Origin of the sequence: Kitasatospora sp. NPDC092948, from assembly GCF_044754805.1 — a bacterium.
Classification (GTDB): Bacteria; Actinomycetota; Actinomycetes; order Streptomycetales; family Streptomycetaceae; genus Kitasatospora.
In genome coordinates, this window is record NZ_JBIVPU010000001.1 from 162450 (window position 1) to 177017 (window position 14568).

The 14568-nt window shown below is 74.2% G+C and carries 13 protein-coding genes; 6 read left to right on the forward strand and 7 right to left on the reverse strand.

Annotation, left to right across the window (positions count from 1 at the left end; translation table 11 throughout):
* Nucleotides 1-264: 264 nt before the first annotated feature.
* Together ACIQF6_RS00435 and ACIQF6_RS00440 are read left to right on the forward strand one after the other, a co-directional pair.
* Nucleotides 265-1218 (forward strand): alpha/beta hydrolase, encoded by a 954-nt coding sequence (locus tag ACIQF6_RS00435; RefSeq protein WP_400888288.1) that lies wholly within the window; start codon nt 265-267, stop codon nt 1216-1218.
* Nucleotides 1215-2588 carry a PLP-dependent aminotransferase family protein gene (locus tag ACIQF6_RS00440; RefSeq protein WP_400888289.1) on the forward strand — a complete coding sequence of 458 codons (1374 nt, stop codon included), beginning with the start codon at nt 1215-1217 and terminating at the stop codon, nt 2586-2588. Before ACIQF6_RS00435 ends, ACIQF6_RS00440 begins: the two co-directional genes overlap by 4 nt.
* Nucleotides 2589-2645: 57 nt before the next feature.
* Here ACIQF6_RS00440 and ACIQF6_RS00445 read toward each other — a convergent pair whose 3' ends face one another.
* The 4 genes from ACIQF6_RS00445 to ACIQF6_RS00460 form a co-directional block, all read right to left on the reverse strand.
* Nucleotides 2646-3410, reverse strand: a complete 765-nt coding sequence (locus ACIQF6_RS00445) for an ABC transporter permease (RefSeq protein ID WP_400888291.1) — start codon at nt 3408-3410, stop codon at nt 2646-2648.
* A 24-nt stretch (nt 3411-3434) separates the two neighbouring features.
* Nucleotides 3435-4388 (reverse strand): ATP-binding cassette domain-containing protein, encoded by a 954-nt coding sequence (locus tag ACIQF6_RS00450; protein ID WP_400888293.1) that lies wholly within the window; start codon nt 4386-4388, stop codon nt 3435-3437.
* An 88-nt stretch (nt 4389-4476) separates the two neighbouring features.
* On the reverse strand, nt 4477-5637 hold the full coding sequence (locus ACIQF6_RS00455; RefSeq protein ID WP_400888295.1) for a glycosyltransferase: 1161 nt from the start codon (nt 5635-5637) through the stop codon (nt 4477-4479).
* Entirely contained in the window at nt 5634-5951 is a 318-nt protein-coding gene (locus tag ACIQF6_RS00460; RefSeq protein ID WP_400888297.1) for a hypothetical protein, read from the reverse strand. The genes ACIQF6_RS00455 and ACIQF6_RS00460 overlap by 4 nt, the downstream gene beginning before the upstream one ends.
* A 98-nt stretch (nt 5952-6049) precedes the next feature.
* Between ACIQF6_RS00460 and ACIQF6_RS00465 the strand changes: the two genes are divergently transcribed.
* The 4 genes from ACIQF6_RS00465 to ACIQF6_RS00480 are packed head-to-tail and all read left to right on the forward strand — an operon-like array spanning nt 6050 to nt 8866.
* Nucleotides 6050-6982 (forward strand): 3-oxoacyl-[acyl-carrier-protein] synthase III C-terminal domain-containing protein, encoded by a 933-nt coding sequence (locus tag ACIQF6_RS00465; RefSeq protein ID WP_400888298.1) that lies wholly within the window; start codon nt 6050-6052, stop codon nt 6980-6982.
* A gap of 54 nt (nt 6983-7036) precedes the next feature.
* Nucleotides 7037-7348, forward strand: coding sequence for an acyl carrier protein (locus ACIQF6_RS00470; protein ID WP_400888300.1), 312 nt, complete (start codon nt 7037-7039; stop codon nt 7346-7348).
* Nucleotides 7349-7352: 4 nt separating this feature from the next.
* Nucleotides 7353-8162, forward strand: a complete 810-nt coding sequence (locus ACIQF6_RS00475) for a hypothetical protein (RefSeq protein ID WP_400888301.1) — start codon at nt 7353-7355, stop codon at nt 8160-8162.
* Nucleotides 8159-8866, forward strand: coding sequence for a 4'-phosphopantetheinyl transferase family protein (locus tag ACIQF6_RS00480; protein ID WP_400888303.1), 708 nt, complete (start codon nt 8159-8161; stop codon nt 8864-8866). Before ACIQF6_RS00475 ends, ACIQF6_RS00480 begins: the two co-directional genes overlap by 4 nt.
* A gap of 69 nt (nt 8867-8935) precedes the next feature.
* On the opposite strand, the gene ACIQF6_RS00485 is transcribed toward ACIQF6_RS00480, so the two are convergent.
* The 3 genes from ACIQF6_RS00485 to ACIQF6_RS00495 all read right to left on the reverse strand — a co-directional run bounded on the left by ACIQF6_RS00485 (nt 8936) and on the right by ACIQF6_RS00495 (nt 14260).
* Nucleotides 8936-9433, reverse strand: coding sequence for a GNAT family N-acetyltransferase (locus ACIQF6_RS00485; protein WP_400888305.1), 498 nt, complete (start codon nt 9431-9433; stop codon nt 8936-8938).
* Nucleotides 9430-10734, reverse strand: a complete 1305-nt coding sequence (locus tag ACIQF6_RS00490; protein ID WP_400888307.1) for a DUF6271 family protein — start codon at nt 10732-10734, stop codon at nt 9430-9432. The genes ACIQF6_RS00485 and ACIQF6_RS00490 overlap by 4 nt, the downstream gene beginning before the upstream one ends.
* Nucleotides 10735-11302: 568 nt before the next feature.
* Nucleotides 11303-14260 carry a BTAD domain-containing putative transcriptional regulator gene (locus ACIQF6_RS00495; RefSeq protein ID WP_400888309.1) on the reverse strand — a complete coding sequence of 986 codons (2958 nt, stop codon included), beginning with the start codon at nt 14258-14260 and terminating at the stop codon, nt 11303-11305.
* Nucleotides 14261-14568: the final 308 nt, after the last annotated feature.

A 14568-nucleotide genomic window follows, 5' to 3' on the forward strand; every position in this document is an offset into this window, starting at 1 on the left:
TTGTCGCGTTCTGGCTGCTGATCGGTGGCCGTGGCGCGCGGCGCGGGGTGCTTTCGCTGTCGTGCCTTCGGACCCGTGCCGACTTGTGCCGCCGAGTGGCGGTGCGAGCCCGGGAGGGTCTGTTGTCGTCGTGCTTCCGCGCGTTGTTGCGTCCTCGCTGCTGATCGGTGGTCGAGGCGTCTGCGCGGGGTGTTTTCGCTGTCGTGCCTTCGAACCCGTACCGACCCCTGCCGCCGATCGGCGGCCCGACCCCAGGATGGTCCCTTGCCACTGCACCCCCAGGCCGAGGCGCTGCGCCGGCAGCGCGCTGCGGCCGGCACGCCCCCGCTCTATACCCGCACCCTTGCCGAGGCTCGTGCGGCCGATCTTGCCGACATCCGGGCCGCCGCCGGGAACCCGGAACCGGTCGGCTCTGTCGAGGAGTTGACCGTCCCCGGGCCCGGCGGTCCGCTGCCGCTGCGGGTCTACCGCCCGGCCGGCCGAGTCGCGGCCGCCGGGGATGGGGCCCAACTCCCGGTCCTGCTCTATCTGTTCGGTGGCGGATGGACGCTGGGCTCGCTCGACACCGGGGATGCGATCTGTCGTCGCCTCACCAACGCCGTCGGCTGTGTCACCGTCGCGGTCGGCTACCGGCTCGCCCCCGAGCACCCCTTCCCGGCCGCCGTGCACGATGTCCTTGCCGGCGCCGAGTGGATCGCCGCGCACGCCGCCGAACTGGGCGCCGACCCGGGGCGGTTGGCCGTCGCGGGGGACAGCGCGGGCGGCAATCTCGTGGCCGCGCTCACGCTGCTGGCCCGGGAGCGTGGTGGCCCCGTGTTGCGTCACCAGCTGCTGGTCTACCCGAACACCGATCATGCCGCGGACACCCCGTCCGTCCGCGAGCACGACGACCCGTTGCTGTTCAACCGCCGTTCGGTCGCCTGGTACTGGGGCCACTACCTGGCCGATCCCGCCGACGGTGCGAACCCGCTGGCTTCCCCGCTGCGCGCCCCCTCGCTGGCAGGGCTTCCGCCCGCCACGGTGATCACCGCCGAGTACGACCCGCTGCGCGACGAGGGCGAGCAGTACGCGGATGCGCTGCGTGCCGCCGGCGTGTCCGTCGAGCTGCGCCGCTACGACGGCATGCCGCACGGTTTCTTCGCCATGTCCGGCGTGCTGGACGGCGGCCGCGACGCCCAGAGCTACGCCGCCGGCCGACTGCGGGAGGCCCTGCGATGAGCACTGTCACGACCGCCGGCACGACCACCGTCACGACCACCGGCACGCCCGCCGTCACGCTGCCGCTGGGCGACCTGCACGCCAGTCTCGCCGATCCGCTGCTGGACGCGATGACCTTCCTCAACGAGGTCACCGAGCGCTACCCGGACGCGCTCTCCTTCGCCCCCGGCCGCCCGCACGAGGGCTTCTTCGAACCCGAGGACGTCCACACGTATCTGGACGCCTACCTGGCCCACCTCGCCGACCGCGGCCTGAGCCGCAGCGCGGTGCGCACCGCGCTGTTCCAGTACGGGCCCACCAAGGGCATCGTCGCCGACCTGGTCGCCCGGACGCTCGCCAACGACGAGGGCATGGACGTCGCCCCGGAGGCGCTGGTGCTCACCGTCGGCGCCCAGGAGGGCATGCTGCTGGTGCTGCGCGCGCTGTGCGCCACGCCCGAGGACGTGCTGCTGGTCAGCTCGCCCTGCTACGTCGGCGTCACCGGTGCCGCCCGGCTGCTCGACCTGGCGACCGTCCCCGTCCCCGAGGGCCCGGACGGCGGGCCCGACCCGGAGGCGGTGCGCGCGGCGGCCCGCGCCGTCCGGGCCTCGGGCCGCCGCCCCCGCGCGCTGTACGTGGTCCCCGACTTCGCCAACCCGTCCGGCACCAGCATGCCGGTGCGGGCGCGGGCCGGGCTGCTGGCGGTGGCGGCCGAGGAGGGGCTGCTGGTGATCGAGGACAACCCGTACGGCTTCTTCGCCCGGGAGCCGGACGAACAGCCGGGCGAACGCCCCACGCTGAAGGCCCTGGACGGGAACCGCGGGCAGGTGGTCCATCTCGGCTCCTTCGCCAAGACGTGCTTCCCCGGCGCCCGGCTCGGCTATGTCGTCGCCGACCAGCGGGTGCTCGCCCCGGACGGCCGGACGACGCTGCTCGCCGACGAACTGGCCAAGCTGAAGAGCATGACGACGGTCAACACCCCGGCGCTCAGCCAGGCCGTGATCGGCGGCATGCTGCTGCGCCACGACTGCCGGCTGCGCACCGCGAACGCCCCCGCGCGCGCCCACTACGCGGCCAACCTCGCTGTTCTGCTGCGGGAGTTGGAGCGGCAGTTCCCGGCGGCCGAGCGGGCCCGGCTCGGGGTGTCCTGGAACGAGCCGGAGGGCGGCTTCTTCGCCGTGCTCCGGGTGCCGTTCACCGCCGACGAGGCGGCGATGGAACGCTGCGCCCGCGACCACGGGGTGCTCTGGACGCCGATGGCCCCGTTCTACCCGGCGGGCGGCGGCGAGCGCCGACTGCGGCTGTCGATCAGCGCGCTGAGCGAGAGCGGGATCGAGGCCGGGGTGGCCCGACTCGCCGACTTCGTCCGGGCGGCCGCAGCCGCAGCCTGAGCACGAAGGGGAGGGGAGGGGCCGCGGCCCCTCCCCTCCCCGTGTACGTGTGCGCGGCTACCGGATCCGGGCCGAGAACAGCCGGGCCGACCAGCCGACCGCCGCGGTCGTCATCACCACGACGATCAGCAGCCCCTGCCAGACCACGCTGTCGCCGGGGTGCCCGGAGAACAGCGCCCGCATGCCCTCCACCGCCCAGTAGAAGGGGTTCCACTTGGCCACCGCCTGCAGCCACGCCGGTGCCAGCGCCAGCGGCAGCAGCACGCCGGAGAGCAGGCCGATCGGCTGGGCGAGGGTGTTCACCACCGGCGCCATCGCAGCGTCGTTGGGCAGGGCGAGGGCGATGCCGTAGGAGATGGCCGAGGCCATCAGCGCCAGCAGCGCGAGCAGCACGTAGGCCAGCAGCAGGCTCAGCGGGTCGACCCGCAGGCCGAACGGCAGCGCGACCAGCGTGATGATGACGGCCTGCACGATCAGCCCGACCATCTCGCGCAGCGCGCGCCCCAGCAGCAGGGCGAGCCGGCTGACCGGGGTCACCCGGGAGCGCTCGATGATGCCGGCCTTCAGCTCGCCGAGCAGGCTGAAGCCGGTGAACAGGCCGCCGAAGATGCAGAGCACCGCCAGCAGGCCGGGGACGTAGATCTGGTACGCCTCGGCGTAGCTGGTGGCGCCCATGGGCGCGAGCACCTTCTTGAGCAGCGGGGCGAACAGCAGCAGGTAGAAGACCGGCTGGGTGATGCCGATGACGATCCAGATCGGTGTGCGCCACATCAGCAGCGCTTGCCGCTGGAAGACCAGCCAGGTGTCTCGGGCGAGCTTCACGGAAGGAACCCCACGGATTTCTCGTCAGGACTGTTCGATGGAGCGGCCGGTGCGGGCCAGGAACACGTCGTCCAGGCTGGGCCGTTGGAGCTGCACCGTCCCGGGGACGAGGCCCGCCCCGTTCAGGACGCTCAGCAGCTGAGGGATCGCCGCCGCGCCGTCGTCGAGGTAGAGCCGCAGGCCGTCCTCGCCCGGCTCCAGCCGGTGCAGGTAGGGCTGCCCGCGCAGGGCGTCGGCCGCGGGCTCGGCCTCCCCGGCGGCGAGGCCGAGCAGGACGACGTCGCCGGAGATCTCGCGCTTGAGCGCCTCGGGCGTGCCCTCGACCACGACCTGTCCGTGGTCGACGATGGCGACCCGGTCGCAGAGCGCGTCGGCCTCGTCCAGGTAGTGGGTGGTCACCACCACCGTCATGCCCTCGGTGCGCAGCCGCTCGATCTCGGTCCACACCTGGCCGCGGCTGGCCGGGTCGAGGCCGACCGTCGGCTCGTCGAGGAACAGCACCTTCGGGGAGTGGATCACCCCGAGGGCGATGTCCACCCGGCGGCGCTGGCCGCCGGAGTAGGTGCTGCACGGGCGGTCGGCGAACTCGGTCAGGTCGAACGCCTTCAGGGCGTCCTCGGCCTGCTGCTGGGCCTCGGCCTTGCGGCTGCCGTACATCCTGGCCTGCATCACCAGCTCCTCCCGCCCGGTGACCGCGTCGGCGGTGCCGCCGCCCTGGGCGACGTAGCCGATCCGGCGGCGGACCCCGGCCGGGTCGGCCAGCAGGTCGGCTCCGGCGATCAGGGCTTCGCCGCCGTCCGGGCGGATGAGCGTGGCGAGCATGCGCAGGGTGGTGGTCTTCCCGGCGCCGTTGGGGCCGAGGAAGCCGAAGATCTCACCTTCCTGGACGTCCAGGTCGATGCCGCGGACGGCGTCGACGACGGTACGGCCGCGTTTTCCGGACGGATAGGACTTGCGAAGTCCCTTGGTCTCGATCAACCAGAACTCCCGGGCTGGGATGGGGTACGGGGGCTCGCGCCCGCCGACTCCCGTGCAGCGGACGAGGATCGGTGGACGCGAGGTGGGATCAGCGGGCGACCAGTGCCTCCAGCCGGTCGGCTGCGGTCGACGCCCCGCCACCGGACAGCAGGTGACGACCGATCAACTCGGCGGCCGCCCGGTGGGAGGGCTCGTCGAGCAGGCGCCGCAGCCGTTCGGCGATCACCGGCGGACCGACCCGGGCGAACGGGACCCGGAGGCCGGCACCGGCCTCCACGACCCGCTGCGCCACGAACGGCTGGTCGTTGCGGATCGGCGCCGCCAGCACGGGAACACCGTGTGCCAGCGACTCGACCACGGTGTTCATCCCACCATGGCAGAGCACCGCGTCCAACCTGCCTTCGGACAGGAGCTCCAGCACAGGTGCCCGATCGACCACCACGGCGGAGTCCGGAAGGGCAGCCGGAAGCGCCCCTCGGGGCGAGGCGATCACGGCCTGCACGCCGTCCCCGTCGAGCAGCGCCAGCGCCTCGACGGTGCGGTGCAGGAAGTCCGCGCCGACCGCGTCCGACATGGTCCCCATGGTGACCAGCACGGTGCGCCGGCCCGGCTCCAGCCGCTCCCACGGGAACGCCGGGTCGGTCGGACGCGCGGTCAGCACCGGCCCCACCAGGGCGTGGTGGGGCTGCGGCGGCAGGTCGCCGAGCAGCGCCCGGCCGGAGGTGGCCAGCAGCAGGTGCGGCGAGAACCGCGGATCGGTGAAGTCGTCGGCGGCCAGCCCGGCCCGCTCCCACAGCCCCGCCAGCAGGCCCGCCGTCCAGGCCTCGACCTGCGGCAGGTGCCGGTACGGGCGGCCCAGCTCCATCGCCCCCGGCGCCAGCGTCGCCCACGGCAGCCCGTACCGGTGCGCGACCAGCGCGGCGGCCGGGGTGTGCTGATCGACCAGCAGCGCGTCCGGCCGGAACTCCCGCACCACCGCGTCCAGCGGCTTCAGGGTGAACTTGGCGTACGGGACGACGAAGCCCTCCCACAGCGAGCGCAGCGAGGCCAGGCCGTGGCCCCCCATCGCGCGGAACATCCGGTTGCCGGTGCCGAAGATCCGGGCGTCGGGGCCGAGCAGCGGCCGCAGCATCGTTTCGGTGCCGGTCCAGGCCACCTCGTGGCCGCGTGCGAGCAGTTCGTCCGCGATCCCGGCCGCCGGGTTGACGTGCCCGGCCAGCGGGGGCACCGCCATCAGGAAGCGGCTCATCGGCGCACCAGCTCCGCCAGGTCGCCGACGGTCAGGGCCGTCAGGCCGTCCAGTCCGAGGCCGGCCCGCAGCGCGCCCAGGTCGACGCCGAAGCGCTCCCGCAGCAGCGCGTCCAGCGCGGCGAACTCGCTCTCGTCCAGGGCGAGATCGCCGTCAAGTCGGTCCTCGGGGGCGAGCGACTCTGCCCAATCGGGCAGAGCGTCGGCGGCCTGGGCCAGCGCGGCCAGCAGCCCCGGATCCAGGGCGGCGGGCGGCTCGGAAGGCAGCTCGGAAGCGGTTTCTGGGTACACGAAGGAAGGCTGGGAATCAGTCATCGGAAGGCTCCACCGGCTCGACGGCAACGGGGTGAGGGAGAGGGCTCCGGATCGGTGATTGCTTGTGCGACCCACGGAGCGTGGGAATACTAACCGGGGTGACCGCACTGGAGGCAGTGGCCGTCCACCTCCCCCCGCGACTCGAACCGATCGAGGACGTGGGCGCCCGGATCGGCCTTACCCCACGTCAACTCCGACTCTTCCGCCGCTTCCACGGCCTGGACCAGGTGCGCCTGGACCCGGACGGGACGCTGCTCGACCTGCTGGACGCCGCCGTCCGGGCCCTGCCCGAACTGCGCGGCAACGAACACCGGATCCGGTACCTGCTGTACGCCCGCAACACGCCGGTCGCCGAGCCCTACCCGCTCAACTCCCTCCACCAGCTCCAGGAACGCTTCGGCCTCGATCGTGCCGACGCCTTCACCGTCACCCAACAGGCCTGCGCCGCCTCCCTGTTGGCCGTCGACCTGGCCGGACGGCTGCTGGCCGACGACGGCGACAGGTCGGCGCTGGCCCTGGTGGTGGCGGGGGAGAAGACCTTCACCCGGGACGCCCAACTCCTCCCCGACACCGCGATCTTCGCCGAGGCCTCGACGGCCTGCCTGGTCAGCCCCGGCGGCGACCGCAACCGGGTGCTCTCCTACGCGGTCCGCCAACGCCCCGAGTTCTACGGCCGACCGGCCGAGGACCCGGAGCTGATGGTCCGCTACCAGCGGGAGTACCAGCCCGCCATGATCGAGACCGTGCAGGCCGCGCTCGACCAGGCAGGTCTGGACCTCTCGGACATCGCGCTGCTGCTCCCGCACAACGTCAACCAGGCCTCCTGGCGGATGATCTGCCGTCAACTCGGCTACCCTGTCGAGCAGGTGGTCCTGGAGAACGTCCTCACGGTCGGGCACAGCTTCGCCGCGGACGCCTTCATCAACCTCCGCACCGCCATCACCGGCGGAGCGCTCCGGCCGGGCGACCACTACCTGATCGCCGCCGCCGGCATCGGCGCCACCTTCGCGGCCATGGTCCTGCAGCACTGACGCGCAGCCGCCGCAGCTCCGTTCCTCCCCACCCACCCACTGGACGGTCCACCCATGTCAGAATCCGCCCCGCCCGCCGCCGAGCCCGCAGCCGAGCCGGTCGACCCCGAGGTACGCGACCGCATCCGGCGCGGCATCGAGGACGTCCTGCCGCGCGTCCTGGGCGTCGAGCTCGCCGACATCCCCGCGAACGCCTGCTTCTTCGACGACTTCGGCCTCACCTCCTCCGCCATCGTCGAACTGGTCCTGGACATCGAGGAGACGCTCGCCATCCAGGTCGACGTCGAACAGCTCGGCATCGACGACATCCGCACCGTCGACAGCCTCACCGACTACGTCGTCGGGCACTACGCCGACGAGGACTGACCCGATGCCCGCCGAGACCCGCGGCCTGCGCGTGACCAGGGCGGTCGCCGCCGGATTCGACGGCCGCTCCGCAGCCGCGCTCCACCCCGACCTGCGCACCTTCACCGGTGACCTGGTCCGCCCGTACGGCCTGCCGCTGCGCGAGGACCTGCTGGCCGAAGGCGCCGGGCACGACTACGGCGAGATGGCCGCCGGCCTGTTCGCGCAGGCCCTGCCCGGGGGCGAACCCGCGGATCTGCTGATCCTCGCCTTCTCCTCCCCGGACGTGCTGCCCGCCGCGCCCGCCTCGCTCCGGCTCAGCCGCCACTGCCCCGGGCAGCCGACCGCCTTCGCCATCTGCGACCAGGGCAGCGCCACCGCCTTCGCCGCGCTGCGGATCGCGGCCGCCCACCACCGCACCGGCGGCTGCCGCCGGGCCGTGATCGTGCTCGCCGAGCAGAGCGCCCTGCACTACCGGCCCGCCGAGCCCGTCGAGCTGCCCGCCGAGCACCGCGCCGTCGTCCTGGTCTGCGAGGAGGCCCCCGGGGAGGGGATGCGGGTGCGTGGGCAGGCCCAGCCGGACGGCCCCCGGGCGCTGCGCTCCGTCCTCGACGAACACCGCCGACTCGGGCCGGGCGCCGGGCTGTTGCTCGCCGCCGGGCTGGCCGCCCACGGCAGCGCCGAAGGCGCCGAGGCGGCCGGCCCCGGACAGCCGTTCACCGGCGTCTGGACCCTGCTCGCCGACCGCCTCGCCGCGGGCCGCCCCGACGCCCCGCTGCTGGTCGCCGACCACGACCGGCGCCTGGGCCGGCTCAGCACCCTCGCGCTCCCGTGACGGACGCCGCCGCCGACGTCATCGACGTCATCGACGTCTGGAGCATCCCCACCGACCAGCCCCCGGCCGTCGTCCGCCGGCTGTACGGCCTGCTCGACGCGGAGGAGCGGGAGCGGGCCGACCGGGCCCACGACCCGCGGCAGGGCGGACGCTTCACCGTGGTCCGGGGCGCCGTCCGGCTGCTGGTCGCCGAACGGCTCGCCGTCGCGCCCGCCGACCTGGCGTGGCAGCGCGGCCCGCACGGCAGGCCCAGCCCCGCGGCCGACGGCGGGATCGACGTCAACTGGTCCGCGTCGGGCGCCCTCGGACTGCTCGCCGTCGCGGCCGGCCGCCGGGTCGGCGCGGACGTCGAGCAGCTCCGCCCGCCCGGCGTGGGCGCCCGGATCGCCCGCCGCCACTTCCCGCCCGCCGACGCGGCACTCGTCCTCGACGCACCCACCCCCGCCGACGGCGCCGACCGCTTCACCCGCCTGTGGTGTCGCCGGGAGGCCTGCGTCAAGGTCTACGGCGGCCGGCTCGCCCAGGGCCTCGGCCTCCCGCTGGCCGGGCCCTCCCCGCTGCGGCTGGCCGACGCGGCCCCGCTCGGCCCCGGCCCGCTCCGGCTCGCCGACGTCCCCGTCCCCGGCCCGTTCCGCGCGGCCGTCGCCGCCGACCAGGACCGGCCCTTCGCCGTCCGCCACCGCACCTGGACCGCGTCGATCTGAACTCCCTTGTGGGAAAAGCGCGTTGAGCCCGACCGGCGTCAAGCCGGTCGGGCTCAACGGGTGCGTTTGTCAGCCCACGGGCCTCGACATGTAGACCGCGCGCCGCCCGTACGACGCGGGCACCGCCACCTCCCGGTGCGCGCGGTAGCCGAAGAAGCGCAGCAGGATGTCGGAGCCGCGCACCGCGACCATCGAGATCTGCGTGAAGCCCCCCTCCACCGCCCGCGCGTGCACGTGGTCCATCAGGTTCGAGGCGAGCTCCCGGCCGCGCAACTCCTCGGCCAGCACCAGGTCGTGCACGTGCAGGTTGTCCGACTCGAACGCCCCGCCCTCCGCCACGGCGAGGTCCGGGCACTCCAGCGGCGGGTACGGCAGGCTCAGCAGGTAGCCGCGGACGGTGCCGCGCTGCTCCAGCACGTAGCAGGTCTCCGGTGAGCAGCGGGCCCGGGACTGCAGCGCCTCCCGGCCCTCGGAGAGGCCGTCGGCCGCGTAGGCGTCGTGCTCCAGCGCGACCACGGCGTCCCAGTCCCCGTCGGCCAGCTGCCGGATCAGGAACTCCTCGTTCACCCGGCGAGCCCCCGCTCGCGGGCGGCGGCCACCATCGGGGCCCAGGCCTCGATCAGCACCCCCCAGCGCTCGGCGTCCTCCCGGGCCTCGTCCAGCAGCTGCTGCCGCTGCCCGGCCACCACGTCCGCCAGCTCGGCGTACTTGCCGCCCAGCTTGCGGTACAGGCGGTCCACCTCGTCCAGGCACTGCTCGTTCACGTCCCGGTCCAGGTCGAAGGTGCTCCGCACCAGGCCCAGGATCGGCTCGACCCTCAACTCGTGCCGCTCGTCCAGCAGTTCCTCGCCGAGGTCGATCATCTGGCCGTAGACCGGGTACAGGTACAGCATCGAGAGCAGCATCTTCACGAAGCGCAGCTGGTACGAGATGAACCCGGCGCCGATCCGGCGCTCCGGCGTGTAGTAGTTGACGATGTGCCGCTTGTGGATGACGGCGGGCAGCTTGGAGTGCACCAGGGCGTGCAGCAGCGCGTAGTCGGCGCCGATGGTGCGCAGCGACGGCACCAGCGGCAGCACCTCGTAACCCCGGTGGTCCAGGGCGACGTTGCACATGTAGACGTCCCAGATGTCCGGCACGCCGAGCACCGAGTCGCCGCTGTCGAACGTGTCGTGCCCGGCGCCCTTGAAGGAGATCTCCACCATGGCGTCCTGCTCCTCGCGGGTCCACACCCGCGGGGTCCACAGCCGCACCAGGTCCCGGTAGACCTCCGGGTCGAGCTCGTTGATCTCGCCGATGTCGACGTTGAGTTCGCCCATGAAGGCGGCGCTGACCAGCATCACCGGCTTGTCCGCGTCCGCCGGGTCGAGCTCGGAGCGGGACACCCCGGCCTCCGCCTCCCCGGCCGGCTTGCCGATCGACAGCAGCTCGTGGTGGATCGGGAACATCTTCTCCCCGTCGACGACCTGGTAGTCGAAGTCGTCGTTGCGCAGGTGCGACGAGGTGCAGCCCAGGGCGGCCGCGCCCAGGAAGATCCGGTTGACGCAGGAGCCGTACGCGACGGCCGGCGGCAGCATCAGGTCGAGCAGCAGCTCGGGGTCGGCGCCGCCGGAACGCCGCGCCACGTCGAGGAAGAACTCGCGCTGCGCCTCGTTGCCGAGGTGGTGGACGAACACGCCGGGGGAGGGTGCCAGCGCGGCCACGGCGTCCGCGTTCTTCGCGAACTCGGGGGCCTCGGTGGTGTCGAGGACGAGGAGGTGGACCTCGACCCCGAAGGTCCGGACGGCGTAGGCCGCCTCCTCGGCGAGGTCCACGATGGTGCCGGGACAGGCCCGCATGGTGGGCAGGGCGAGGCAGACTCGTTGCATGGTGTGGGATCTCCGTCTGATCGTCAGATTCGTTGCGACGCCTGGCAGTCGAGCGAGGAGAAGACGCCCCGACCGGCCCGCCGGGCCGTCCCGGACGGGCTCGCCGGCGGGCGGAGGGCTGCGGCGGCGCCGTGGACGACCTGGTTCCACCACCCTGGATCAGGCCGAACCGGGGTGTCAACGCACCGCCCCCGGCCCGTCCCCGCCGCCCGCCGACACTGCCCGATGGGGCAGCGGACCCTGCCCCGGACGGGCCCCGGCGCGGAATGGTCCGCATGCGCCCGGGGGCTCTCCGGGTGAACGGGGAACGGTCGTGCGGAATCCCGCCGGGAATCGCCCGCGGCCGCCGCGGCCCGCCTTCCGTGCCCGAAGTCCGCCGGAGCGGAACCCGGCCGGGGCGATTGATCTCCCGCGCGCCTATTCGGCACCCGGCCGCCCGCACCGAAATTGATCCGTGATGATCGTTGCGCACCCTGCGCCGAATATCTCGGGAAGATAACGGACTTGCGGTGGAGATGTTCCGGAGTGGGCGAACGCCCTTGAATTCGGGCCGCCCCGGACCGGCCGCCTACGCCAGGCAGGTCCGGCCGCGGCCGTGCTCCCCGAGGTCCGCCAGCGCGAGGTCGATGGCGCTCAGCGCCCCCGCCCGACGGTGCTCCAGACCGACCCGCTCGGCGATCGCCAACGCCTCCTCGGCCGCCTCCAGCGCCTGGGCCGGACGCCCGGCGGCCCGGTAGGAATCGGCCAGCGACACCAGCACGCCCGGCATCCGGTCCCAGGAGCCGAGCGCGCGCAACGCGCCCAGACACTCCTCGTAGTCCCGGCCCGCCGCCTCGAACCGGCCCGTCCCGTGCAGCGCCCCCGCCCGGGCGTACAGCATGTGGACCTGGCCGACGAAGTCACCGAGATCCTTGAAGGTCGCCAGGCTGCGCTCGGCCCGCTGCAACGCGGACTCCGGCCGGTCGACGGCGATGTCGGCCAGCGCCGCCATCCCCTCGACGAAGGCGTGCGCGGACCGGTTGCCCAACTCGACGCTCAGCGCCACGGCCTCGTCGCACCAGGCGGTGACCTCCTCGTCGGTGCAGTACGGAAGGCTGGTCAGCGCCAGCACGATCAGCGCACCGGGCAGCAGGGCCGCCTGCCCGGTCCGCCGCGCCAGCGCGACCACCCGGACCGCCTCGGAGCGGGCCTGCGAGGTGCGCTGGAACTCCCGCTGCGCCCACATCAGCGTGTACCGGGCCCGCGCCTCGCTCTCCGGCAGGCCCGCCGCGCCGGCGGCCTCGGCCACCCGCCCGGCCAGGTCGCACAGCTCCGGCACGGCCGTGCCCAGGTCGATCAGCTGGGTGAGCACCAGCGTCAGGTCCGCGACCACCGCCAGCGGGCCGTCCGGATCGCGGGCGGCCTGCCCGGCGACCGCCAGCACCGCGGGCACCTCCCGCCGGGCCCAGCGCAGCCCCTCGGCCGGCCCGGCGAAGACCGGCTCGACGACGACCGGTTCGACGAAGACCTGCCCGGCGGTGGCCTGCCCGGCGGTGGCCTGCCCGGCGGCCTCCGTCGCCACCAGGTCGGGGAAGGGGTAGCCGGGCCGGACCACCCGGTACAGGCCCGCCACCGTCGCCAGGTAGTGCCGCAGCAGCCGTTCGACGGCGGCCCGCCCGGCGGCGTCCCCGTCCACCTCCCGGACCAGCTCACGGGCGAACAGCCGCAGCAGGTCGTGGTACTGGTAGCGGCCGGGGTACGGGCAGGACAGCAGCCCCAGATCGGTCAGCGAATCGGCCAGCCGCTCGGCCTCCGGCTCCGGCAGCCCCAGCAGCACCGCGGCCGCCGCCGAGGACACCCCCGGGCCGTCCGCCGACGACAGCAGCCGGAACGCCCGGGCGGTCTCCGCGTCGAGCTGGTCGTAGCTGAGCCGGAACGAGGCGGCGACCGCCAGCTCCCCGGCCTCCAACTCGGCCAGCCGCCGCCGCTCGGAAGCCAGCCGGTCCGCCATGTGCGACAACTGCCAGGCCGGCCGGGCCGCCAACCGGGACGCCGCCGTCCGCACCGCCAGCGGCAGGAACCCGCAGGCCGCCGCCACCCGCCGGGCCGCCGCCGGCTCGGCCGACACCCGCGGCTCCCCGGCGATCGCCGTGAGCATCCGCACCGACTCCTCCGGGGTCAGCGGCTCCAGGCCGACCTGCCGGGTCATCGCCACTCCCGACAGCCAGGCCCGGCTGGTCACCAGCACCGCGCAGGTGCGGCTGCCGGGCAGCAGCGGCCCGATCTGCTGGGTGTCGCGGGCGTCGTCCAGCACGATCAGCACCCGCAGGCCCGCCACCCGGGACCGGAACAGCGCGGCCCGCTCCGCCGTTCCCTGCGGGACCACCGCGTCGGCCACCCCCAGCGCGCCCAGGAAACCGGCCAGCACCTCGCCCGGGTCGGCGGGGAACGCTCCCGCCCCCCGCAGGTTCACGTACAGCTGCCCGTCCGGGTACTGCCCGCCCACCGCATGCGCGACGTGCACCGCGAGCGTCGACTTGCCCACCCCGCCCAGGCCCGACACCCCCACCACCGGCATCGCCGGGCCGTCCGGCGCCAGGTCCGCGCAGAGCGCCGCGCAGAGCTCGTCCCGGCCGGTCCAGTCGGAGATGTCGGCGGGCAACTGGGCCGGCGGGAGCAGCGCGGAGCCGGCCGGCCCGCCGCCCGCCTCCAGCGGCGGCGCCGGTGGGGCGGCCGGCACGGCCAGCTTCGGATCGCCCGACAGGATGCCCAGGTGCAACTCCCGCAGCCGCGGCCCCGGTTCGACCCCCAGCTGCTCCAGCAGCGCGCGGCGGACGTCCGCGTACACGCCCAGCGCCTCGGCCTGCCGCCCGCCGCGGTACAGCGCCAGCATCAGCAGTTCGCGCATCGGCTCCAGCAGCGGGTACTGGCTGACCCACATGGTCAGCTCACCGACCGCTTCGGCGTGCCGCCCCGTCTCCAACTCGGCTTCCAGGCAGGCCTGGACGGCATTCAGCCGACGCTCGACCAGCCGGGCCCGGTGCGCCTGGGCGAGCGGCCCCGGCAGCTTGGCCAGCGGCTCGCCGTGCCACAGCCCGCATGCCTCCCGCAGCAGCCCGAGCGCCCCGGCGGTGTCCCCCAGCGCGCGGGCCCGGCCCGCCGCCGCGACCCGGTCCTCGAACACCTCGACGTCCATGCAGTCGGCCGGGAGCCGCAGCACGTAGCCGCTGCCCGAGGACACCAGCACCGTCGGCTGCACCCGGTCCGGCTCCAGCACCCGCCGCAGCCGCGACACGTACGTCCGCACGATGGCCGCAGCGCGGGCCGGCGGCTCCTCCCACAGCGCGTCGAGCAGCTCGTCGACGGACACGATCCGGCGGGCCCGCAGCGCCAACGCGGCCAGCAGCGCCCGCTGTTGCGGCGGGCCGAGCTCCAACTCGCGTTCCCCGCGCCAGGCCTGCACCGGCCCGAGCAGACACAGGCGCAGCCGTTCCCCGCCGTCCGGCTCCGGGGCCGGGCTGCCGTGGGGCTCTCCGATTTCCGTCATTGTCCGAAGGTAGCGGCTCGGCCCGCCGGACCGCGGTGCCGGGGCGGGCAATTCCACCGCCGCGGACGGGTCTTGTCGGTCGCCCGGGCCCGCGCATTCGATTCCGCCGGGTCCGCGCGCGGAAACGGCCGTGCCGCGGACCGTCCTCCCGCCGGGCCGAGAAATGCAAAATTTTCCCGTGGAACGGGAACCACTGGCGCAGATGCGCATCCATCAATCTTTTATTGACCGGCGGCGGATAGCTTGGCCCGGTCCGCCGAACCTCCGGTGGACACGGGCAACTCCCGCGGTGCCAGCCGGGCCGCGGG

Coding starts and splice junctions, on each gene's coding strand:
- ACIQF6_RS00440 (WP_400888289.1), top strand. CDS start 1,215: ATGAGCACTGTCACGACCGCCGGCACGACCACCGTCACGACCACCGGC.
- ACIQF6_RS00455 (WP_400888295.1), bottom strand. CDS start 5,637: ATGAGCCGCTTCCTGATGGCGGTGCCCCCGCTGGCCGGGCACGTCAAC.
- ACIQF6_RS00460 (WP_400888297.1), bottom strand. CDS start 5,951: ATGACTGATTCCCAGCCTTCCTTCGTGTACCCAGAAACCGCTTCCGAG.
- ACIQF6_RS00470 (WP_400888300.1), top strand. CDS start 7,037: ATGTCAGAATCCGCCCCGCCCGCCGCCGAGCCCGCAGCCGAGCCGGTC.
- ACIQF6_RS00475 (WP_400888301.1), top strand. CDS start 7,353: ATGCCCGCCGAGACCCGCGGCCTGCGCGTGACCAGGGCGGTCGCCGCC.
- ACIQF6_RS00490 (WP_400888307.1), bottom strand. CDS start 10,734: ATGCAACGAGTCTGCCTCGCCCTGCCCACCATGCGGGCCTGTCCCGGC.
- ACIQF6_RS00495 (WP_400888309.1), bottom strand. CDS start 14,260: ATGACGGAAATCGGAGAGCCCCACGGCAGCCCGGCCCCGGAGCCGGAC.